This window comes from Galactobacter caseinivorans (assembly GCF_003640665.1).
Taxonomy (GTDB): domain Bacteria; phylum Actinomycetota; class Actinomycetes; order Actinomycetales; family Micrococcaceae; genus Galactobacter; species Galactobacter caseinivorans.
Map to the genome: position 1 here is coordinate 154,218 of NZ_QQXL01000004.1, position 19,343 is coordinate 173,560.

Genomic DNA, 19,343 nt, shown 5'->3' on the forward strand with positions numbered 1-19,343 from the left:
AAACCTTGTGCGTTCTGGGGAGGGGCCGGCCGCGGATCAGTGCGGGTGCTTGTGCGCCTTCTCGCCCTCCTGGGTGAACAGGCTCAGGTAGTCCACGGGGCGGTGATCGGCGGCGCCAAACCAGTGCGGAGTCGTTGTATCGAACTCCGCGGCCTGCCCGCGCTCCAGCACAAACTCGCGCTCGCCGAGCACCAGGCGCAGGCGCCCGGCCAGGACGTAGACCCAGTCGAACCCCGGGTGGGACATCAGTTGTTGCCCGCTGGCGCTGGCGCTGGCGCTGGCGCCGGCACCCGTCGCCGAGCCCGCCTCGATGCGCGTGCGAAACACCCGGACGGCGGAGTTGCGGCGGGTCAGCGTTTGCACCACGCGATCCCCGTCCCGGTGTGCCTGCGGGGTGATGCGTGGATCCACCACAGTGGGGAGCGTGACCAGCTCATCCAGGGAGACGCCGTATTCCCGAGACAGCGGAAGGAGCAACTCCAAGGTGGCCCGTCGCTGCCCCGACTCGAGGCGGGACAGGGTGCTCACGGAGATGCCGGTGGTCGCGGAAAGCTGGGCAAGAGTGGCGCCGGAGCGCTCGCGCAGGGTGCGCAGACGTACCCCTAGGCCGTCCAGTACCGCCCCCAAGGAAGGGGCGGGGGGCGAAGAAGATTGCGCAGAAGGGTTTGCCATAACGGCAAGCATAGTTGCCGTTCTCTCCCGCCGAGGTCAAGCTGGACGCAGACCAGCTGGATCATCGGCCTCGGCCCGCGACCACGCGCTACGAGCCACGCATCCAGCACCTTCTTGCCACATCACAGGAGCGCTCATGAACCACAGCGACGTTGCCCCCAAGCACCTTGACCTCACCGACTTCGACCCCTCCGTAGATCCCACCGAGGTGGACGTCCTCGTGATCGGCGGCGGTGCGGCCGGACTCAACGGCGCCCTGCAGCTGGTGCGCCAGCGCCGCAGCGTCTTGGTGCTCGACGCCGGTCAGCCGCGCAATGCCCCGGCCCACGAGATGCACGGGTACCTGGGCCTGGACGGCCTCAACCCCGCCGAACTGCTGGCCCGTGGCCGGGCAGAGGTGGCCGGGTACGGAGGCAAGATCCGTCGCGCGGTCGTCACCGGGGCCCGAGCCCTAACGCAGGACGAGTCCGCCGCTCCGGACGGCGTGGGATTTGAGGTGACCATCGAGTCCGGGGCGCGCGTCCGGGCGCGCAGGCTCCTGGTGACCACCGGCGTCGTCGACGCTTTGCCGCAGGTGCCCGGGCTGGCGCAGCGGTGGGGGCGCGACGTGGTGCACTGCCCGTATTGCCACGGCTGGGAGGTGCGGGACCAGACCATCGTGGTGCTGGGCACCGGCCCCGCGGCCACGCACCAGTCGCTGCTGTTCAGCCAGCTGAGCCGCGACGTGACGCTGCTGCTGCACTCGGCCGAGCCGGATGCGCAGCAGCAGGCGCTGCTGCGCGCGGCCGGGGTGCGGATCGTGACGGGGCAGGCGGAGGAGCTGGTAGTGCTCGACGACGCATTGACCGGTGTGCGCCTGGCCGGCGGTGAGGTGCTCCCCGCCCAGGCGGTCGTGGCGGCATCGCATCCGGAGGCACAGGCCGGTTTCCTGGCCGAGCTGGGGCTACTCACGGAGGACATGGGCGGCGGCATGGCCACGCTGGTGCCCTCCGGAATGGGCGGATCCAGCTCCGTGCCCGGCGTGTGGCTGGCCGGCAACGTGACGGAGCCGATGGCGCAGGTGGGCGCCTCCGCGGCAGGTGGGGCCATGGCCGGTGCGCAGATCAACGCGGAACTGGTGATGGCGGACGCGCAGGCCAGGCTTGCGCGCGTTGGTGAGGGCGCCGGTGTGGGTGCGGCAGTCGGGGCGTAGCCAGGCCCTCGGCGAAGGTTTGCGCTCCGATGTGTGCGGATGCAGGCCAAAGCGGGGCTGCATCCGCACACATTGAGGCGCAAACCTCGAGTCAGGGGCTGGGCGCGGGGCGCTTGGCGCGCAAGACTGGTCCCCGTGGCGCCGCGCGTCCGGCGTAGGCCGAGCGCGTGGCGGACCACCCGCGGGCGGGCCAGCTCAAGCCTGCCGCTCGCGGCCACAGAGTAGCCAATGAGTACGGGGGAGCAAGCATGACCGAAGAGAACGTGGACCAGTCCGGTGCGGAGTTTGGCGAGGAGGCCTTGGTGGAGGGCATCACCATCGACCGCGTCTTTGATGCGCCGCCGGCCGCGGTGTTTGCCGCCTGGACCCAGGCGGAGTCCTTCTCGCGCTGGTTTGGGGGCCCCGACATCGAGGTGCCGATGGATCGCCTGGACTACGTGGCGCAGCCGGGCCGCGAGTGGCGGGCCGTCATGGTGCTTCCGGACGGGAACACCATGAACTGGGCGGGCAACTTCGAGACGGTGGAGCCGGATGCCTCGCTGGTCCTGACCATCACCGATCGCCCGGATGAGCCCACGCGCGCCAAGATCACCGTTGACCTGAGTCCCGAGGGCGAGGGCACCGCGATGTACTTTGCCCAGGACACCCCGGGCTTCACGCCCGAGCAGCAGGACTCGCTGGTGGGCGGGTGGAACCACTTCTTTGACGAGATGGCCAAGGTCGCGGGGGCGTAGCCGGGCCCGCGGCGGAGGTTTGCGCTCCGATCTGTGCGGATGCAGCCCAAAGCGGGCCTGCATCCGCACACATTGAGGCGCAAAGCCCGCGCCAAGGGCCGGCAGCGCCACTGTGCCACAGAGCCAGGTGCCCGACGCCGCTGACGTGAGTCAGCGGCGTCGGGCACCTTTGCCTTGTGGGGACGTCCCAAAAGTGTGACGCACCTGGCGCGGGGGTGTGATCTGGGTCTACAGTGATGGGAAGATATTCGATATGGGAACGCCGCGTTCTATAAACGAACACTCAATGACGAGCAGGGCAACCAGAGGCAAAGCGAGGCCAGCATGCAGTTCCACGAAGACGGGTATGTCACCGGAGACCCGATCATCAAGCGCCCGGCCGGAATTGGCCTGAACCGCACCGCGGAGCTGCCCGTCGAGCTGGACGTGCTGATTGTGGGTGAGGGCCCGGCCGGGATGATCACCGCCGCGCAGCTCTCCCAGTTCCCCGGCATCAACGCCCGCCTGGTGGAGCGCCGCCCGGAGGAGCTGCTGGTGGGTCAGGCGGACGGCATTCAGGCCCGCTCCGTGGAGACCTTCCAGGCGTTCGGCTTCGCCAACCGGGTGATTGACGAGGGCTATCACATCACCGAGATGTCCTTCTGGAAGCCAGGGACCACCAATCCAAGCGAGATTGTGCGCGCGGCCGTGGCCAAGGATGACGAGCTCAACGTCTCCGAGTTTCCGCACCTGATCGTGAACCAGGCCCGCATCATGCAGTACTTCGGCGAGGTCATGCGCCAGTCGCCCACGCGCATGGTGCCGGACTACGGGATCGAGTACCTCTCGCATCAGATCGACGAGTCAGAGGAATACCCGGTCGCCGTCACGCTGCGCCGCGTGGCCGGCCCCCAGTCCGGCGAGGAGTTGGTGGTCCGCACCAAGTACCTGGTGGGTGCGGACGGCGCCCGGTCCCAGATTCGCCGCGACATCGGCGCCACCCGTCAGGGCAAGCAGGCCGCCCACGCATGGGGCGTGGTGGATTCCTTGGCCGTCACCGACTTCCCGGATTGGCGCGTGAAGTGCGCCATTCAGTCCAATGACGGCGGATCCATCTTGCACATCCCCCGCGAGGGCGGGCAGCTCACGCGCATGTACGTGGACCTGGGCGAGGTGGCGGAGGATGACAACCACGCCGTGCGCGAGACCCCGATGAGCCAGATCATTGCCCGGGCCAACCAGATTTTGCACCCCTACACGGTGGACGTGAAGCACATCGCCTGGTCCTCCGTGTACGAGGTGGGCCACCGCGTCACCGATCGCTTCGACGACGTGCCGGCGCAGGAGCGCGCGGTGCGCCAGCCCCGCGCCTTCATCCTGGGCGATGCCTGCCACACGCACTCCGCCAAGGCTGGGCAGGGCATGAACGTCTCCATGCAGGACGGGTTCAACCTGGGCTGGAAGCTGGCCCACGTGCTGCTGGGCGTGGCCCCCACCGAGCTGCTGCGCACCTACACGGATGAGCGTCAGGAGATTGCGCAGAATCTCATTGACTTTGACAAGACGTGGTCCTCGATGATGGCCGCCAAGCCGGAGGACTTTGACTCGCCCACGGAGCTAGAGGACTTCTACGTTCGCACCGCCGAGTTCCCGGCCGGGTTCATGACCGAGTACAAGACCTCGCTGGTGTGCGGCACCCAGGACCACCAGGACCTGGCCACCGGTTACACCGTGGGCAAGCGCTTCCGCTCCGCCCAGGTGGTGCGCCGCGCCGAGGGCAACCCGGTGCAGCTGGGCCACCTGGCCCAAGCCGATGGCCGCTGGCGCATCTACGTTTTCGCGGACGCCCCCGCCGCCGGCCAGCCCTCCAAGACCACCGATCTGGGGGAGTGGCTCGCGAATGATCCGGCCTCGCCGTTGGTGGGTGCCGACCTGGGCGGCCGGCGTCGCCGCGAGTGGTTTGACGCCAAGGTGATCTACCAGCAGAACCACCTGGACTTTGAGCTGCTGGACGCGCCCGCCGCCTTCCGCCCCGTCTACGGTGCGTTTGACCTGATGCAGTACGAGAACGTGTTCTCTGCCGACCCCGAAACGGACATCTACGCGGAGCGCGGAATCTCCCGCGACGGCGCAGTGGTGGTGGTCCGCCCGGATCAGTACGTGGCCCAGGTGCTGCCGCTGGACGCGCACTCCGAGCTGGCTGCCTTCTTTGAGGTCGTGATGCCGCACACCGGCGCGGGCGTCTTGGCCGCCACCGGAACGGCCGCCACCGCCACATCTACTCAGGCCTGATCCATGCCAGACGCCGCACCCTCCGCCGGCTCGCAGACCCTGTCCCGGGGCCTGCGGGTCATGGAGGTCTTGGCTGAGGCGGAGTCTGCGCTGGGCATTCCCGAGCTGTGCGATCGGCTGGGGCTGCACCGCTCCATCGTCTACCGTCTGCTGCGCACGCTGGAGGAGCACGGCCTGGTGGTGCGGGACAAGGGCGGCTCCGTCCGCCTTGGGCCGGGCCTGGCGGCGCTGGCCCGCACGGTGGAGCGGGACTTGCAGGCCTCGGTCCTCCCGGAGCTGACTGCCCTGGCGAATCAGCTGGGGTTCACGGCGTTCCTCGCCGTCCTGGACGACGACGCTGTGGTCACCTTGGTCTCCGTGGAACCTCGGCACGGGAAGGCATCCGTGGCGCAGCGCCCGGGCACGCGGCATTCCTTGAATGTTGGCGGGCCGGGGGCGGCGATCCGTTGGCTGCTGGCGTCGGAGGAGCTGCGCAGCCGCGGGTTGGAGCGCCCGCAGCTGCGCTCCACCGACGCCGGGATCCTCTACGCCGTCAGCAACGCAGAGGTGATCCCAGGGGTGTCCTCGGTGGCGGTGCCACTGGTGCTCCCGGATCACCCGCCCGCCGCGCTCGCCGTGGTGCGCGTGGGTCCAAGCGAGGACCCGGGGCAGGCCGCGGCGCTCTTGGCAACCGCGGCCCGAGCCGTGGAGGCGGACCTCAGCTGACCGGGGTCAGCGGCGCTGTTTAGTCGTCGCTGACGGAGACCGTCACCTCAATGTTGCCGCGCGTGGCGTTGGAGTACGGGCAGACCTGATGGGCGGCGTCCGCCAGGGCCTGAGCGGCGTCATGCTCCAGCTCGGGGAGCACCACCTCCAGGTGAACGGCGAGCTGGAAGCCGCCCTGGCCGTTGTCCCCAATGCTGACGCGCGCGCCCACGCTGGAGCCATGGATGGCGACCTTCTGCGCGCGGGCCACGGCCTGCAGGGCGGAGTTGAAGCACGCGGCGTAGCCGGCGGCAAAGAGCTGCTCGGGGTTGGCGCCATCGCCGGCGCCGCCCATGGCCTGGGGGACCCGCATCTCGAATTCCAACGGCGACTCGGAGACGGAGACGTGGCCGTCGCGGCCGCCTCCGGTAGCGAGGGCTTCGGTGGTGTAAATCGGCTTCATGGAAACACCTTTCTGCAGTGCCACCCGGGTGGGGCGGCTGGGTCAAGCGGTGAGGCCGCGGAAGCAGCCACCACTGACACTACGAGCGTGTGGGCCCGCTGACCAGTTGGGAATGACGGCCCCACGGGGCACACACCGGCCTGGATGGTGGGGCACAGGCGGCCCACAAACTGGGGGCCTACAGTCGTGACTACCTCGAAGGGTGCGAGTGATGACAAGGAGCGGGGCTCCGGCTAACAAGCCGGGGCCCCGCTCTCGTTGTGGGCGGCTCTGGGAGCCGGCCCAGCGGCGTCGGGCACTGTTGCCAGCCCCGGCTGGGGAGTAGCTTCGAGGCATGAGCAGCCGAGTTTCCCACACCAGCATTGATTGCACCGACGCGTTTGCGCTGTCCGAATGGTGGCGGCAGAGCCTTGACTACGAGATGGACCCGGCGGATCCCAATCTGCCGGGGCACGAGGAGTGCCTGATCCATTCGCCGGTGGACGGGCACCAGCTGCTCTTCATTGAGGTGCCGGAGGGCAAGGGTGGCAAGAACCGGATCCATTTTGACCTGAGGCCCACCGACCGCTCCCGCGATCAGGAGGTGGACGCGCTCCTGGAGAGGGGCGCGAGCGTCTACGCCGATCTGCGCAAGCCCGACGGCACGGGCTGGGTCACCATGCAGGATCCGGAGGGCAACGAGTTCTGCGTGCTGCGCTCGGACGCCGAGTTGGGTTGAGTTCGGCACGTTTCACCGCGCCGATTTCACCGCACTGGCGGCTGGCGCACAGGGCTGGCACAAGATGACTCCTTAGAGTCATAACTACCTCCAAGGGTGCGAGTGATGACGCGAAGCGGGGCCTCGGCTGATCAGCCGGGGCCCCGCTTCATGTCCGCGTTCAGGCCTGCTTGCCTCCGCCACTTCGCGACCTGATGACCCGGATCAGCGTGATGACGCAGACCAGCGCGATGACCAGGCTCAGGCCCCGAAACACCCACCCAAAGTAGGAGATCACGTTGATGGGGGAGCTGGCCATAGGTGGGATCTCGCTCGCCAGCATGACCCGGGACGGGTCAGCGGCCTGGTAACGCACCTCGGCACCGACGATGGTCTCCTTGCCGGAGAACTGATCCACCCAGGCCGTCCTCATCGGTGCGCCGCCCACCGTGTCCGGAAAGAAGTACGTGGTGCCCTTCTGGACCTTGCCCTGGGCGTCCGTGAAGGTGAGCTCCAGCTGCGGGGCCGCGTTAGTGTTCGTTGAGTTCTTGGTGCCTCGAATCCGCGCGTCCTCCACCATGGCGCTCTTCCCGCTGCTTCGCAGCTCACTGGCCAGGTCGCGGTTACCGCTCTCGCCAGAGATGAATGCACCACCCATACCCCAGGCCGCGAGGGCGAACAGGAGCCCCAGGATGCAGGCCACGACGGTGCCCTTGGCGGGGAGCTTGGCGCGTCCGGGGCGCTGCGGGGCTTGCTCGGGCTCAGAGCCGGGGTAGGGCATCATGGGCGGGTTTCGCTTTCGAGAGGAGTGATGGACTCTGAGGGGCGCGGCAGGGAGATTCAGTCTTGCATGAGCCGCTGCACCGCGCGCTCCACGCGGGCGGCGAGTACCGCGGGGTTGGGTGCGGTCACGAGGGTGTGCATCACCGAGTAGCGCTGGGTCCGGTTCATGGCGTCAAAAGTGCGCGACGCCGCGGGGTTGGCCCCCAGCGCGGCCTCCAGTTCCGGCGGGACCTGGATGGAGGCGGGCCCGGCGTAAGCCCTGTCCCACCGGCCGTCCTCCTTGGCGCGGGCAATCTCCGCATGCCCGCGTTCGCGCATGCGCTGGGCCTGGATCAGTTCGGTGACCAGCCCAATATTGCGCAGGGACCAGAGCGAACGGGCTCGGCGCGGCGTGAAGCGCTGCGCAAAGCTCGTGGCATCAAGGGACTTGCGCTGCCCATCCACCCACCCGGAACACAGCGCCTCCAGGAGGGCCTCCTGGTAGCCAAGCGAGGTGGGCTCGGTGACGCCCTTCTTCGCCAGACGCAACCACACGCCGTCGTGCGTGTGTTCGTGGTGATCCAGCCACGCACGCCAGGCCGCGGCGTCCGCCACGGTCAGCGGGGCCTCCGGAAGCGCACCTTCCATCAGGCGCCCACGTACTGGGCCAGGTGCTGCGCGGTGAGCGTCTCCTTGGCAGCCACCAGCTGCGCCGGGGTGCCCTCAAAGACCACCCGGCCGCCGTCCCGACCGGCGCCCGGGCCCACGTCGATGATCCAGTCGGCGTGCGCCATGACCGCCTGGTGGTGCTCCACCACGATCACTGACTTGCCGGACTCCACCAGGTGATCCAGCAGGCCAAGCAGCGCAGCAACGTCCGCCAGGTGCAGGCCAGTGGTGGGCTCATCCAGCAGGTAAATCTCGCTCTTCTCTGCCATCTGGGCGGCCAGCTTGAGCCGCTGGCGCTCCCCGCCGGAGAGGGTGGTCAGCTGCTGCCCCACGGAGACGTACCCCAGGCCAACATCGAAGAGGCGCTGCAGGATCTTGGCGGCGGCGGGGATCTTTCCCTCACCCGCAGAGAAGAACTCCAAAGCCTCCGCAATGGGCATCTGGAGCACCTGGGAAATGTCCTTGCCGCCCCAGTGGTAATCCAGCACCTCCGCGGAGAAGCGCTTGCCCTCGCACACCTCACACAGCGTGGACACGGAGGCCATGACGCCCAGATCCGTGTAAATCACGCCGGCTCCCTTGCAATGGGGGCATGCGCCCTCCGAGTTGCTGGAGAAGAGTGCCGGCTTGACCCCGTTGGCCTTGGCGAAGGCCTTGCGGATGGGCTCAAGCAGCCCCGTGTAGGTGCCAGGGTTGGAGCGGCGCGAGCCCTTGATGGGGGACTGGTCAACCACCACCACCTCCGCATCGCGGGGCAGCGAATCCAACAGCGAGCTCTTGCCGGAGCCGGCCACGCCGGTCAGGACGGTGAGCACGCCCAGCGGGATGTCCACGGAGACGTCTTGCAGATTGTGGCGCTGCGCGCCCCTGATGGAGAGCGCGCCCTGAGGCTCGCGGGTGCTCTGCTTCAACTCCGCGCGATAGCTCAGGTGGCGGCCGGTCAACGTGTCCGCCTTGCGCAGCTGATCCAGCGTTCCCTCAAAAACGATCTGGCCACCGCCGGAGCCCGCGGCCGGGCCCAGGTCCACCACGTGGTCTGCGATCGCAATGGTCTCTGGCTTGTGCTCCACCACCAGGACCGTGTTGCCCTTGTCCCGCAGCTGCAACAGCAGCTGGTTCATGCGCTGGATGTCATGGGGATGCAGGCCAACCGTGGGCTCGTCAAAGACGTACGTCACGTCCGTCAGCGCGGATCCCAGGTGGCGAATCATCTTGGTGCGCTGGGCCTCGCCGCCGGAGAGCGTGCCGGCCGGGCGGTCAAGGGAGAGGTAGCCAAGACCAATGTCCACAAAGGAGCTGAGGGTGTCCCGCAGGGCATCCAGGAGCGGGCCCATGCCCGGCTCCTTCAGGTCCGTGACCCACTCGGCCACGTCAGAAATCTGCCACGAACACACGTCCGCGATGGAGGCGCCCTTGATCAGTGAGGTCCGGGCCGTCTCTGCCAGGCGCGTCCCATGGCACTCCGGGCACTGCGTGAAGGCCACGGCGCGGTCAACAAAGGCGCGGATGTGCGGCTGCATGGACTCGCGATCCTTGGCCAGCATGGACTTCTGGATGCGCGGCACCAGGCCCTCATAGGTCATGTTGATGTCGCCCACCTTGACCTTGACAGGCTCCTTGTAGAGGAACGCGTGGCGCTCCTTCTCCGTGAAGTCCTTGATGGCCTTGTCCGGGTCCATGAACCCAGACCCGGTAAAGATCTTCACTCCCCACCCATCCGGGGTGTAGCCGGGAATGGTCAGCGCGCCCTGGTTCAGTGACTTGTTCTCGTCAAAGAGTTGGGACAGGTCAATGTCGTTGATGGTGCCCATGCCCTCACAACGCGGGCACTGGCCGCCCAGGATGTTGAAGCTGCGCCGCTCCTTGCTCTCCTGCCCACCCTTGTTGATGGTCACGGCGCCCGCACCGGAGATGGAGGCCACGTTAAAGGAGTACGCCTGCGGGCCGCCGATCTGGGGCTGGGCCAGGCGGGAGAAGACGATGCGCAGCATGGCGTTCACGTCCGTGGCGGTGCCCACCGTGGAGCGAACATTGGCGCCCATACGCTCCTGATCCACAATGATCGCCGTGGTGAGCCCCTCCAGCACATCCACGTCCGGGCGGGCGTTGTTGGCCATGAATCCCTGCACAAACGCCGGGTAGGTCTCGTTGATCATGCGCTGGGATTCGGCCGCGATGGTGTCAAAGACCAGCGAGGACTTGCCGGAGCCGGAGACCCCGGTGAACACGGTCAGGCGGCGCTTGGGCAGCTCCACCGAGACGTCCTTCAGATTGTTCTCACGCGCGCCGATGACGCGGATGAGGTCGTGGCTGTCTGCCTGGTGCGGCTGGGGCATGGCGCTCCTTGACGGGCTGCGGCTGGCGCAGGTCTTGGGTAAGTGCTGAGCACAGTATGGCGGATCAGGCCGACTCCCTGGTGCCGGGTCGCAGCAGACATCACGCACGCGCCGCCGTAAGGTGCGTTCATGGAACACGAACCCACGCCGGTGCCAGGCGAGACCAGAGACTGGACCTTCGTGATGCGCGAGGGGTGCCCGGAGTGCGGGTGGAGGCAATGGCCCGACGTCGAGTCGTTGCGTGCCGCGTGGAGCGCCGCCGCGGCGGCGTGGCCGGGGATTGTGACGGCGCCTGGTGCTGCCACGCGTCCCAAGCCCACGGTGTGGTCCCCGCTGGAGTATGGAGTGCACGCCAGGGACATGATTCGGCTGCTGGGTTACCGGCTGGAGGCCATGGTGTCCCGGCATGATCCGGAGTTCAACAATTGGGATGGCGACCTGGCCAATGTGGTGCGCCGGGACTGGGCGACCGATCCGCGGGCGCTCGCCGCCGACGTCGAGCTGGCGGCCCGCCAGACCGACTCCGTGTTGCGTTCCCTGGTGCCGGAACAGCTGGAGAGGCGGGGCCACCGGACCGACGGCGCCCCGTTTAGTGTCCTGACGCTGTGGCAGTACATGGACCACGACATTGAGCACCACGTCTGGGACGTGACCGGCGCGCGCGTGCAGCCCTAGTGGTCCGTGCGTAGGACGGCAACCAAGGGGGCCAGCTCCGGGTCCAGTTCCAGCGCGTCAAAGGCCTGATGCAGCGCGCGCTCATTGGTGGGGCGCGCCTCGTTGAGCAGCTGGGTGCCCTCTGGGGAGACGTCCGTGTAGATGCCGCGCCTGTCCGTGGCGCAGATGTAGCGCGAGAGCAGCCCGCGCTCCTCCATGCGGCTGACCAGGCGGGTGGTGGCGCTCTGGCTCAGGGCCACCGCATGCGCCACCTCCTTCATCTGTAGGTGTCCGCCCTCGCCGCTGTGCTGGCGACCCAGCACCTCCAGGAGGGAAAACTCGCGCGTGCTGAGGCCGTGCCCCTCTTGCAGTGCGCGGTCCAGGCTGGCGTCGATGCGGTCGTGGAGCGTGGCCAGGGCGCACCAGCGCTGAGCCAGGGGGGTGTGTCCGTTCACGACGTAATCCACCGGGCCGTTGGCGGTGTCTCTTGCGGCACTTGTTGCGGTGCCGGTGGGGTGCTCTCGCTTCGTGTCCTGCTGCGTGCTCACGTGAACTCCTGAGGTGCTGATGCCGCGGGATGGCATGTCTTGAGTGTAGCGCTTGCAATAGTCCGCGTCTGCAACTACTTTAAATGCATGAGCAATCAACCCGCGTCTGCAACTAACTCCCCTCGGTACTCCCTCCTGGCGCTAGCCCTTGGCGCCTTTGGTATCGGCATGACGGAGTTTGTGCCGATCGGCTTGCTGCCCCAGATCGCGGAGCACTTCTCGGTGAGCATTCCGGCCGCGGGCTGGGTGGTGAGCGTGTACGCGCTGGGCGTTCTGGTGGGCGTGCCCATCATGACGGTGGTGGGCTCCCGCCTGAATCGGCGCACCATGCTGGCCGGGCTCATGGTCTTGTACGCGGTGGGAAATCTGGTGACGGCCCTGGCCCCCTCCTTCGGGTTCCTGCTGGGCGGCCGGGTCTTGGCGTCCTTCACGCACGGGGCGTTCTTTGGGATTGGCGCCATCGTGGCCGCGCAACTCGTGGGCCCGGCCCAGCGTTCGGGGGCCATCGCCATGATGTTCACCGGGCTCACGTTGGCGAACCTGGTGGGAGTGCCCGCGGGCGCCTGGATTGGGGCGGTGGCCGGATGGCAGGCCACGTTCGCGGTCATGGTGGCGCTCGGACTGCTGGCCGCAGGCGCGTTGTGGGTGCTGATCCCGCGGCTGGCGCCCCCGGCCGGATTCAGCTTCAAGGGCGAGCTGCGCTCCGCGGCCAGGCCGCAGGTCATCATGGCCATGCTGGTGACGCTGCTGGGCTTTGGTGGGGTCTTTGCCGCCATCACCTACCTGGCTCCCATGCTTCACGCGGAGGCAGGGGTCTCCGAATCCGGCATGACGCTGATGCTCGCGCTCCTGGGCGTCGGCATGGTCGTGGGTAACTCGCTGGGCGGCAGGCTGGCGGATCGTCACCAGATCGCCACGGCCGTGGCGGGGCTGCTGGGTCTCATCCTGGCGCTGGGTTCCCTGGCCTTCACCATGCACTCGTACTGGGCCGCCGCCGTGTCCGTCCTGCTCATCGGCGGCTTTGGCTTCCTGATCGTGCCGCCGCTACAGGCGCGCGTCTTGGACCAGGCGGCGGCCGCACCCACCCTGGCCTCCGCGCTCAACATCGGCGCGTTCAACATCGGCAACGCCGTGGCGGCCTGGGCCGCCGGGGCCACCCTCAGCCTTGGCTGGGGTTACGCCTCCGCCGCCTGGGTGGGTGTGGGGCTCTCCGCTCTTGGCCTGGTGGTGTTGCTGGTCTCCGTGGCGTCCAAGCGCGGTGCGGCCCCGGAACCGGAGCCCGCGGTGGCCGCGGGTCAGGAACTGCGCACGGCCTAGCTGTCGGACGGTGGCTTGGGTAGCGGATGAGGCGAGGGATGGAGACGCCGGCCGGGGCGGGACACCTCAGTCGAGCCGAGAGGCGTCAAGCGCTCGGGCGGAGCGCAGCAGGGCCACGCCGCTCACGAACTGCCACAGCATGAAGGTGTACACGGACCCGCGTTCCCAGACGCCGTCCGGCAGCAGTACGTGCAACTGCCACAGCGCCATGCTGACAAAGCCGAGGGCGCCCAGGATCAAGCCAAGGCGTCGAGCGGATCGAGGCAATGCGGTGCCACGAAACGCCCAAGCCGAGGCGATCGCAGCGAGGTTCCCGCCCACGATGGCACCGAACGCGCCCAGAAGGTGGATGGTCATGAGCCCGTTCGCGGCGTTCTCAGGCGAGCCGGGCACCAGTCCAACCAACGCGATCCCGACCGAGTGCAACACGCCAAAGACCGTCAGGAGCACCCGGGGTGCGCCAGGCTCCAGGACGGGGAACAGCCGGGACAGCCCGACCAGGAACAACAGCCCGGCGCCGATGAAGCCGGCGTCCATGACCTGGGGGAGTTGAGAGGCCAGCTCGCGACCCTCAAAGACCCCAAAGCTCGGCACGCCGAGGTCGCTGATGTAAAACGTCGCGTAGTTGTACCCGCGAAAGGCCGATGCGGCGATGGCCTCGCACAGCAGGTACCAAGCGGGCGCCACACACCAGACCAGGCCAACCGAGGAGACGGTGGCGGGGCAGGGGCGAACGGAATCTGTCATGGCAGTCCTTCGTTGGGGGGCCCGAAGGTCGTCTCCGAACAAGCGCAGACGGGGGGTCCGCCTCGCTTCAGTATGCGCCGAGTGGTGCGCCCATCTCCACCCCCCAGCGCCAGCACCAGCCCGCCCCGAGCGGGCTACGTGCCGGAGAGCCAGGAGATGATTTTCTTCTTGCGGGTGGGCGTATTGATGCGGCCCGGGCTGCCGGTGAACTCGATTGCTTCACGGTCGTAGTGGAGCTCTGGGTGGGCCGCCTCCACCTGCGCCAGCACACCCGGGATGTCGTTGATGACCTCCGCCAGGCTGACCGAACCCTTCAGCGAGCGCTGGGAGTTCGGGAAGAAGCGCTCGTACTCACCCAAGGCCAGGCCGAGTTGTGGGATGACCTGGATGCCGCCGCCCAGGGCGTTGTAGTTCGCGGCTCCCATGCGGAGGGAAAAGCCCGCCCCCATGCCGGGGTAGCTCTCGATCTCGATGACGATGGCCGCATCGAGTCTGCCCTGGTCCATCACGACGGGCACACGAATGTACATTTCCCAGGTCCCCGCGGGCATGCCCAGGCCCAGTTCCTTGTCCCACTGTTCGGCCTGGGTCTCGGGTTCCCGCGCCAGGCGTTCACTCACGGCGGCCCGGAGCGCCACCGCCGCCTCTTCCTTGCGGTACTTGCTGCTGAGAAGCTCGATCTGGTCCACCTGCTGGGGGGTCATGCTGGGGATGAGTGCTAGCACCTTGGCGAGCTGCACGTCAGCTGCGGCGGCCAGTTCCGGGATAGCCGCGCCATTAATGAGAGCGGCCAAGGCGTAGCCGGTAGTGACGTACTCGCTTCCGAAGTGCTCTTCGGGGTGCGCAATCTCGTCGCTGCGCATCGTCACGAAGGCCTCACCGATGGCCGTCAACACCTCTGGGGTGAGGACCGCGACAATCCGGTCCGCCTCTTTCCGCGTCCCGGGGGCCCGAAAAAAGCCGTCCAGCTTCGCGGCCGCCGCCTCTAGGTCATCTGCCAGCGGTTGCGGTGCGTTCTCCGCGGTAGCACGGAGGTGGCCGGCAACACTCTCATGGAAGGGCATGGAGCCCATGCTATCGATGCGGGCTGATGCAGAGAAGGGTCACGGGGGCGAGTCCACGCTTGCCACGGCCGGGGCTGAGGAGAAGGATCACAGGAGGCGACGGCCAGCGCACCGCTGCGGCCGCGCCGTCGAGCGAGAGGACACAGCATGAGCCAAGAGAACCAGGGCGAGTACGTGGAGTCAGACGGCATGCAGCGCCTAGAGGAGGACGAGTCCACGGGTAGCTACGTGGACGAGAACCTCACCGGCGACGGCGAACAGGCCGCGGGAGAACGGCACCAAGGCGAGTTCACCCAGATGCAGGACGCCGACGGCGAGTTTGAGGGAGAAGAGCTGCGAGAGGCCGGCAGCTACACGGACGCCAACGAGGAGTGATGCACCGCAGGGCAGCTGGCCCGAGCTACTGAGCCCGGTGAGTCCGCTCAGCCCCGCGCGTCATGGCGAGCAATCGCTCGCGCAGCGCGTCCAGGCGCTCTGGGGAGTACTCCTCTCCCCAGAGCGGCGCCACCGACGCTCCGTCCGCTGCTGCGACCACCACATCCGTCAGGAGTGGGTCAAAGCCGTCCTCGCCTAGAGCCTCGTTCCACCACTGTGCTTCCTGGCCGCAGATCTCGCGCACGGAATCCACAGTGATGAGCCGGGCCATGAGCCCGTGGCGCTCGATGCTGGAAGCGGTATCAACGGCGGGGGAGAGGGCGGAGCGCACGTAGGCGCGCAGGAGCCGCCCTGGTTCCTGATCCGCCGGGTCAAGGTGCGCGTCCACCTCGGCGCGGAACGCCAGCGAGTGGTCTATCGCGAGGGCCTTGAGTAGCTCCTCCTTGCTGGCGAAGTGGTACTTCAGGCCACCCTTGGACACCCCGGCCGCGCGTGCAATGTCCTCCAAGGAGGCACCCAAGCCGCGCTCGCCGATCAGTCTCTCCGCGGCGTCGAGCAAGAGACGCCGCGTCTGTTCGGCGTCGCGCCCACTGATCCGTCCCATGTTTCCCCTTGCTGGCTTCGAGATTCGTCTCGCAGTCACCGTAGTGTGTCGAGTTCCTCGTTGTGAACTATACCGCCCGGGCGGTACAGTTTGCGAGGTGAATCAGCCGCAGCCTCCCGTCCCCGCCCCCTCGGCCGCGCCCCTCTCGGCAAAACGCCGCTGGGCCGCGCTTTCCGTCCTGGTCCTGGCGATTCTGCTCTTGGCGATCGACGGCACCGTGCTGTACCTCGCCGTGCCCGCGCTCACCGAGGCGCTGAACCCTAGCGCCACGCAGATCTTGTGGATTGGCGACATCTACTCGCTGGCGCTGGCCGGTCTGCTGGTGGTGATGGGCACCCTCGCGGACCGGATTGGACGCAAACGTCTGCTCCTGATTGGCTCCGGCCTGTTCGGGGCCGCGTCCCTGGTGGCCGCCTTTGCCACCAGCGCGGAGATGCTGATGGCCGCGCGGCTGCTGCTCGGCGTCGCCGGCGCCACCCTGATGCCGTCCACGCTCTCCCTGATTCGCAACATCTTCCCCGACCCCCGTGAGCGCACCCGCGCCATCGCCATCTGGTCCGCCGCGGCCGGCGGCGGCGCGGCACTTGGCCCGCTGGTGGGCGGCGTGCTGCTGCAGCACTTCTGGTGGGGCTCCGTGTTCCTGATCAACGTGCCCGTGGTCATCATCCTGATCGTGGCGGGCCTCTTCCTGCTGCCGGAGTCAAAGGACCCCCATCCGGGACGCTTTGACCTGCCCTCCGCCGTGCTGGCGCTGGCCTCGATTGTGCCGCTCGTGTATGCCGTGAAGCACACCGTGCAATCCGGCGTGGACGTGCTCGGGGTGGCCTGCCTGCTGGTGGGCCTGGGCCTTGGATGGCTCTTTGTCCGCCGCCAGCACCGCCTCGCCGCACCCATGATTGACGTTGACCTCTTCCGTAACCCAGCCTTCTCCGGCGCGGTCATCTCGCAGTTCATTGCAGTCTTTGCGCTGACTGGATTGCTCTTCTTCTTCTCGCAATATCTGCAACTGGCACGCGGCTTTAGCCCGCTGCAGGCCGGCCTGGCGGAGCTGCCTGCAACCCTCGCCTCCATCGCCGTGGTGATCCTGGTGGGCTGGTTCCTGGGGCGCCTCGGCGCGGGCCGGACCATCGCCGTCGGGCTGTTGCTCACAGCGCTGGGACTCATCGCCGTGGCCGTCGCGGAGGGCTCCGAGTCCTACCTCTGGCTGGGCCTGTCCCTGGTGCCGATTGGCCTTGGCGTGGGCCTGGCGCAGACTGTCACGGTGGACGCCGTAGTCACCGCCGTGCCCCAGTCCAAGGCCGGCGCCGCCTCCGCCATTTCGGAGACGGCGTACGAGTTGGGCGTGGCGCTTGGCATCGCGATCCTCGGCTCACTCATGACCACCCTGTACCGCTTCAATCTGCCTGCTGACCTGAGCGGGGAGCACGGCGGCGCGGTGCGCGAGTCCCTGGCCTCCGCCCTGGCGGTCCTTGACCCGGGCTCGCCGGCCAGTTCCGCGGCACAGCACGCCTTCACCTCTGGCATGCAGGTCACGGCGCTCGTGGCCGCGGCCGTCACGCTCCTCGGCGCGGTCATTGCCTGGCGCACCATTCCTTCTGTGAAGCTGGTGGGCAAGCGCCCGACGGCGGATCACTAGGTCCCGCTGCCAGGCGGCGGTTGGGTGCGGGGTGGGGGCGCCAGAGCGCTGGAAGCAGCCCGGCCGCCGCGGCAAACACGGCAGCAACCACGAAGGCGGTCAGGAAGCCCGTGTGAGCCAACGCCAGGGCAATTCCGCCAAAGAGCGCGATGCCCAGGCCGGCGCCCAGCGCAAACGCGACCTCCTGGATGGCCCCGACCTGCCCCGCCTGCTCCGGCGTCGTGACGTCAAACAAGGCGGTGGCGGCCAGGGTTCCGGACATTCCCATGCCGACGCCCACGAGCATGAGCGGCATGAAGAAGCTTCCAGGGGACGCACCAATCCAGGCCAGCCCCGCGGCTTGGGCGAGCAGGGCCGCCGCGATGACGGTGCTACTGGAGAGCCTGCGGAGGGCAAGCGGCGCCAGCACCCCACCGGCCACGATCATGACGGCGTGCGGGAGCAACGTCATTCCTGCCTCCACGGCGGTGTCCCCGCGGCTTTGCTGCAAGTGCAGGCTGACCAGGTAGACCGTGGCCGAGCTGGTGCCGGCGGCGATCAGGATCTGGAGGTAAGCGATGGAGAACCGACGGTTCTGAAACAGCCTCACGTCAACCAGAGGATCCTCCAACCGCCGCTGCCGCCGGACGAACAGGACCAAGGTCAGCACGCCGACCAGCCCGGCTACGGCGGAGGCGGCGGGCTGCAGCGAGGCGTGCTGCAGGCCATAGACCAGGCCCGCGATGGCCACCACCGACAGGGCGATGCTTGCCGCATCCCAGCTCGGCGTGACGGCGGTGCGCGAATTCGGGACCAGCCACGCAGCCAGGAGGGCGGCGATGCCGGCGACCGGCGCGGCCCCGAACAGGATCCAGCGCCAGCCTGGACCATCCGCCAAGAGCCCTCCGATCAAGGGCCCAAACGCGCTACCCGCACCAAATGTGGCGGTCCAGAGGCCGTAGGCCAGCACCCGCTCGCGGGCCCGGAACTGCACGCCGATGGTGGCGACGACGGAGGCGATCACCATGGCCTCGGACAGGCCAAGCAACACCCGCACGGCGATGAGTGCCATGCCGCTCGTGGCGAACCCGCCCAGCAGGTTGAAGACGGCAAAGCCGAGCAGGCCTACCACCATGATCCGACGCCGGCCCATTTGGTCCCCGGCGCGGGCGGCGATGACCAGGGACACCGCCAGGGCCAGCAGGTACGAGTCGATCACCCAGGCCGCTTCTACGGGGGAGAGGCGGAGTTCGTTGATCATGGCGGGCAGCGCGGTGGTGGCGCTGCTGATGGCGACGGCGCCAATGAGGACGCCGAGCAGCATGGGGATCATGGCGAACCATCGGCGGGCATCGGGGGTGGTGAGGGTGGGGTTCTCTACGGACATACCTTCAGCGTGGGCTGTAGGCTCAATGAGTACAAGTACGGTCATTATTGGTTGATAGTGACCATATGGATACTAAGGAAGGTCGCTGATGCGCGCTCGAACCGAGCATGTCGCCAAAACTGGAGGCGGGGCGTGTGCGGCGGAGATCTCCGTCGCCGTGCTGGGCGGTGCCTGGAAGCCCAGCATCCTGACCCTTCTCCATGAGCGCGGAGTGCTGCGCTTCGGTGAGCTGGGCAGGGAGCTTGGCGGCCCCACGCCTAAGGTGCTCACACGCCAGCTGCGCGAGCTGGAGGAGGACGAATTGGTGATCAGGACTGTGTTCGCGCAGGTGCCGCCCAAGGTTGAATACTCCCTCAGCGATGTGGGCCGTGACGCTATGCCGCTCGTCGATGAGCTTGCGCGGTGGGGTGCCGACTATGCGTCCCCGCAGCGGCAGGGGGAACGTTGCGGCAGAACCCCGTCGAACTCGGAGGAGAAGTAGACTCAATCCGGATATAAAAACCTTTTGGCATGTTCCCCTGAAGCGTTTGACGAACTCCCCGATTGAAAGTG

Annotated in this window: 20 protein-coding genes; 10 read left to right on the plus strand and 10 right to left on the minus strand. The window is 67.8% G+C overall.

What is annotated here, in order from left to right:
• Window positions 1–36: 36 nt before the first annotated feature.
• Complete coding sequence (locus DWQ67_RS07960; protein ID WP_121485208.1) at window positions 37–672, minus strand: helix-turn-helix domain-containing protein; 636 nt, start codon at window positions 670–672, stop codon at window positions 37–39.
• A gap of 136 nt (window positions 673–808) precedes the next feature.
• Between DWQ67_RS07960 and DWQ67_RS07965 the strand changes: the two genes are divergently transcribed.
• From DWQ67_RS07965 to DWQ67_RS07980, 4 genes are all read left to right on the plus strand, one after another.
• Complete coding sequence (locus tag DWQ67_RS07965) at window positions 809–1,864, plus strand: NAD(P)/FAD-dependent oxidoreductase (RefSeq protein WP_121485060.1); 1,056 nt, start codon at window positions 809–811, stop codon at window positions 1,862–1,864.
• 248 nt (window positions 1,865–2,112) lie between these two features.
• On the plus strand, window positions 2,113–2,598 hold the full coding sequence (locus tag DWQ67_RS07970; protein WP_121485061.1) for an SRPBCC family protein: 486 nt from the start codon (window positions 2,113–2,115) through the stop codon (window positions 2,596–2,598).
• A 324-nt stretch (window positions 2,599–2,922) separates the two neighbouring features.
• Window positions 2,923–4,869, plus strand: coding sequence for an FAD-dependent monooxygenase (locus DWQ67_RS07975; protein WP_121485062.1), 1,947 nt, complete (start codon window positions 2,923–2,925; stop codon window positions 4,867–4,869).
• A gap of 3 nt (window positions 4,870–4,872) precedes the next feature.
• Window positions 4,873–5,574 carry an IclR family transcriptional regulator gene (locus DWQ67_RS07980; RefSeq protein WP_121485063.1) on the plus strand — a complete coding sequence of 234 codons (702 nt, stop codon included), beginning with the start codon at window positions 4,873–4,875 and terminating at the stop codon, window positions 5,572–5,574.
• A gap of 19 nt (window positions 5,575–5,593) precedes the next feature.
• On the opposite strand, the gene DWQ67_RS07985 is transcribed toward DWQ67_RS07980, so the two are convergent.
• Window positions 5,594–6,016 carry an organic hydroperoxide resistance protein gene (locus DWQ67_RS07985; RefSeq protein WP_121485064.1) on the minus strand — a complete coding sequence of 141 codons (423 nt, stop codon included), beginning with the start codon at window positions 6,014–6,016 and terminating at the stop codon, window positions 5,594–5,596.
• Between the two features lie 334 nt (window positions 6,017–6,350).
• Between DWQ67_RS07985 and DWQ67_RS07990 the strand changes: the two genes are divergently transcribed.
• A complete protein-coding gene (locus DWQ67_RS07990; RefSeq protein WP_121485065.1) occupies window positions 6,351–6,734 on the plus strand; it encodes a VOC family protein in 384 nt (127 codons plus the stop codon).
• 160 nt (window positions 6,735–6,894) lie between these two features.
• Here DWQ67_RS07990 and DWQ67_RS07995 read toward each other — a convergent pair whose 3' ends face one another.
• The 3 genes from DWQ67_RS07995 to DWQ67_RS08005 are packed head-to-tail and all read right to left on the minus strand — an operon-like array spanning window position 6,895 to window position 10,480.
• Window positions 6,895–7,497 (minus strand): hypothetical protein, encoded by a 603-nt coding sequence (locus tag DWQ67_RS07995; protein WP_121485066.1) that lies wholly within the window; start codon window positions 7,495–7,497, stop codon window positions 6,895–6,897.
• 56 nt (window positions 7,498–7,553) lie between these two features.
• Window positions 7,554–8,123, minus strand: a complete 570-nt coding sequence (locus DWQ67_RS08000; RefSeq protein ID WP_121485067.1) for a YdeI/OmpD-associated family protein — start codon at window positions 8,121–8,123, stop codon at window positions 7,554–7,556.
• Window positions 8,123–10,480 carry an ATP-binding cassette domain-containing protein gene (locus tag DWQ67_RS08005; RefSeq protein WP_121485068.1) on the minus strand — a complete coding sequence of 786 codons (2,358 nt, stop codon included), beginning with the start codon at window positions 10,478–10,480 and terminating at the stop codon, window positions 8,123–8,125. Before DWQ67_RS08005 ends, DWQ67_RS08000 begins: the two co-directional genes overlap by 1 nt.
• Window positions 10,481–10,609: 129 nt before the next feature.
• Between DWQ67_RS08005 and DWQ67_RS08010 the strand changes: the two genes are divergently transcribed.
• A complete protein-coding gene (locus DWQ67_RS08010) occupies window positions 10,610–11,155 on the plus strand; it encodes a DinB family protein (RefSeq protein ID WP_121485069.1) in 546 nt (181 codons plus the stop codon).
• Here the strand turns inward: DWQ67_RS08010 and DWQ67_RS08015 are convergent.
• Window positions 11,152–11,682 (minus strand): MarR family winged helix-turn-helix transcriptional regulator, encoded by a 531-nt coding sequence (locus DWQ67_RS08015; protein WP_233555988.1) that lies wholly within the window; start codon window positions 11,680–11,682, stop codon window positions 11,152–11,154. The two genes, DWQ67_RS08010 and DWQ67_RS08015, sit on opposite strands and share 4 nt — an antisense overlap.
• An 87-nt stretch (window positions 11,683–11,769) precedes the next feature.
• Between DWQ67_RS08015 and DWQ67_RS08020 the strand changes: the two genes are divergently transcribed.
• Window positions 11,770–12,999, plus strand: a complete 1,230-nt coding sequence (locus tag DWQ67_RS08020; protein ID WP_121485071.1) for an MFS transporter — start codon at window positions 11,770–11,772, stop codon at window positions 12,997–12,999.
• A 66-nt stretch (window positions 13,000–13,065) separates the two neighbouring features.
• On the opposite strand, the gene DWQ67_RS08025 is transcribed toward DWQ67_RS08020, so the two are convergent.
• Together DWQ67_RS08025 and DWQ67_RS08030 are read right to left on the minus strand one after the other, a co-directional pair.
• Window positions 13,066–13,746, minus strand: a complete 681-nt coding sequence (locus tag DWQ67_RS08025; protein WP_121485072.1) for a DUF998 domain-containing protein — start codon at window positions 13,744–13,746, stop codon at window positions 13,066–13,068.
• Between the two features lie 134 nt (window positions 13,747–13,880).
• Window positions 13,881–14,810, minus strand: a complete 930-nt coding sequence (locus DWQ67_RS08030) for a hypothetical protein (RefSeq protein ID WP_121485073.1) — start codon at window positions 14,808–14,810, stop codon at window positions 13,881–13,883.
• 147 nt (window positions 14,811–14,957) lie between these two features.
• On the opposite strand from DWQ67_RS08030, the gene DWQ67_RS08035 reads away from it, so the two are divergent.
• Window positions 14,958–15,185, plus strand: coding sequence for a hypothetical protein (locus DWQ67_RS08035; protein WP_121485074.1), 228 nt, complete (start codon window positions 14,958–14,960; stop codon window positions 15,183–15,185).
• A gap of 25 nt (window positions 15,186–15,210) precedes the next feature.
• On the opposite strand, the gene DWQ67_RS08040 is transcribed toward DWQ67_RS08035, so the two are convergent.
• Window positions 15,211–15,789 (minus strand): TetR/AcrR family transcriptional regulator, encoded by a 579-nt coding sequence (locus tag DWQ67_RS08040; protein WP_121485075.1) that lies wholly within the window; start codon window positions 15,787–15,789, stop codon window positions 15,211–15,213.
• Between the two features lie 97 nt (window positions 15,790–15,886).
• On the opposite strand from DWQ67_RS08040, the gene DWQ67_RS08045 reads away from it, so the two are divergent.
• Entirely contained in the window at window positions 15,887–17,425 is a 1,539-nt protein-coding gene (locus DWQ67_RS08045) for an MFS transporter (protein ID WP_233555989.1), read from the plus strand.
• Here the strand turns inward: DWQ67_RS08045 and DWQ67_RS08050 are convergent.
• Window positions 17,361–18,791, minus strand: a complete 1,431-nt coding sequence (locus DWQ67_RS08050; RefSeq protein ID WP_158595400.1) for an MFS transporter — start codon at window positions 18,789–18,791, stop codon at window positions 17,361–17,363. The genes DWQ67_RS08045 and DWQ67_RS08050 overlap by 65 nt on opposite strands.
• An 88-nt stretch (window positions 18,792–18,879) precedes the next feature.
• Between DWQ67_RS08050 and DWQ67_RS08055 the strand changes: the two genes are divergently transcribed.
• Window positions 18,880–19,272: a winged helix-turn-helix transcriptional regulator gene (locus tag DWQ67_RS08055; protein WP_121485078.1), complete on the plus strand. Its 393-nt coding sequence runs from the start codon at window positions 18,880–18,882 to the stop codon at window positions 19,270–19,272.
• Window positions 19,273–19,343 lie beyond the last annotated feature (71 nt).

Bases quoted from the DNA above. Each gene is read 5' to 3' on its own strand.
- DWQ67_RS07960 (WP_121485208.1), bottom strand. From the start codon at position 672: ATGGCAAACCCTTCTGCGCAATCTTCTTCGCCCCCCGCCCCTTCCTTG.
- DWQ67_RS07965 (WP_121485060.1), top strand. From the start codon at position 809: ATGAACCACAGCGACGTTGCCCCCAAGCACCTTGACCTCACCGACTTC.
- DWQ67_RS07970 (WP_121485061.1), top strand. From the start codon at position 2,113: ATGACCGAAGAGAACGTGGACCAGTCCGGTGCGGAGTTTGGCGAGGAG.
- DWQ67_RS07975 (WP_121485062.1), top strand. From the start codon at position 2,923: ATGCAGTTCCACGAAGACGGGTATGTCACCGGAGACCCGATCATCAAG.
- DWQ67_RS07980 (WP_121485063.1), top strand. From the start codon at position 4,873: ATGCCAGACGCCGCACCCTCCGCCGGCTCGCAGACCCTGTCCCGGGGC.
- DWQ67_RS07985 (WP_121485064.1), bottom strand. From the start codon at position 6,016: ATGAAGCCGATTTACACCACCGAAGCCCTCGCTACCGGAGGCGGCCGC.
- DWQ67_RS07990 (WP_121485065.1), top strand. From the start codon at position 6,351: ATGAGCAGCCGAGTTTCCCACACCAGCATTGATTGCACCGACGCGTTT.
- DWQ67_RS07995 (WP_121485066.1), bottom strand. From the start codon at position 7,497: ATGATGCCCTACCCCGGCTCTGAGCCCGAGCAAGCCCCGCAGCGCCCC.
- DWQ67_RS08000 (WP_121485067.1), bottom strand. From the start codon at position 8,123: ATGGAAGGTGCGCTTCCGGAGGCCCCGCTGACCGTGGCGGACGCCGCG.
- DWQ67_RS08005 (WP_121485068.1), bottom strand. From the start codon at position 10,480: ATGCCCCAGCCGCACCAGGCAGACAGCCACGACCTCATCCGCGTCATC.
- DWQ67_RS08010 (WP_121485069.1), top strand. From the start codon at position 10,610: ATGGAACACGAACCCACGCCGGTGCCAGGCGAGACCAGAGACTGGACC.
- DWQ67_RS08020 (WP_121485071.1), top strand. From the start codon at position 11,770: ATGAGCAATCAACCCGCGTCTGCAACTAACTCCCCTCGGTACTCCCTC.
- DWQ67_RS08025 (WP_121485072.1), bottom strand. From the start codon at position 13,746: ATGACAGATTCCGTTCGCCCCTGCCCCGCCACCGTCTCCTCGGTTGGC.
- DWQ67_RS08030 (WP_121485073.1), bottom strand. From the start codon at position 14,810: ATGCCCTTCCATGAGAGTGTTGCCGGCCACCTCCGTGCTACCGCGGAG.
- DWQ67_RS08035 (WP_121485074.1), top strand. From the start codon at position 14,958: ATGAGCCAAGAGAACCAGGGCGAGTACGTGGAGTCAGACGGCATGCAG.
- DWQ67_RS08040 (WP_121485075.1), bottom strand. From the start codon at position 15,789: ATGGGACGGATCAGTGGGCGCGACGCCGAACAGACGCGGCGTCTCTTG.
- DWQ67_RS08050 (WP_158595400.1), bottom strand. From the start codon at position 18,791: ATGTCCGTAGAGAACCCCACCCTCACCACCCCCGATGCCCGCCGATGG.
- DWQ67_RS08055 (WP_121485078.1), top strand. From the start codon at position 18,880: ATGCGCGCTCGAACCGAGCATGTCGCCAAAACTGGAGGCGGGGCGTGT.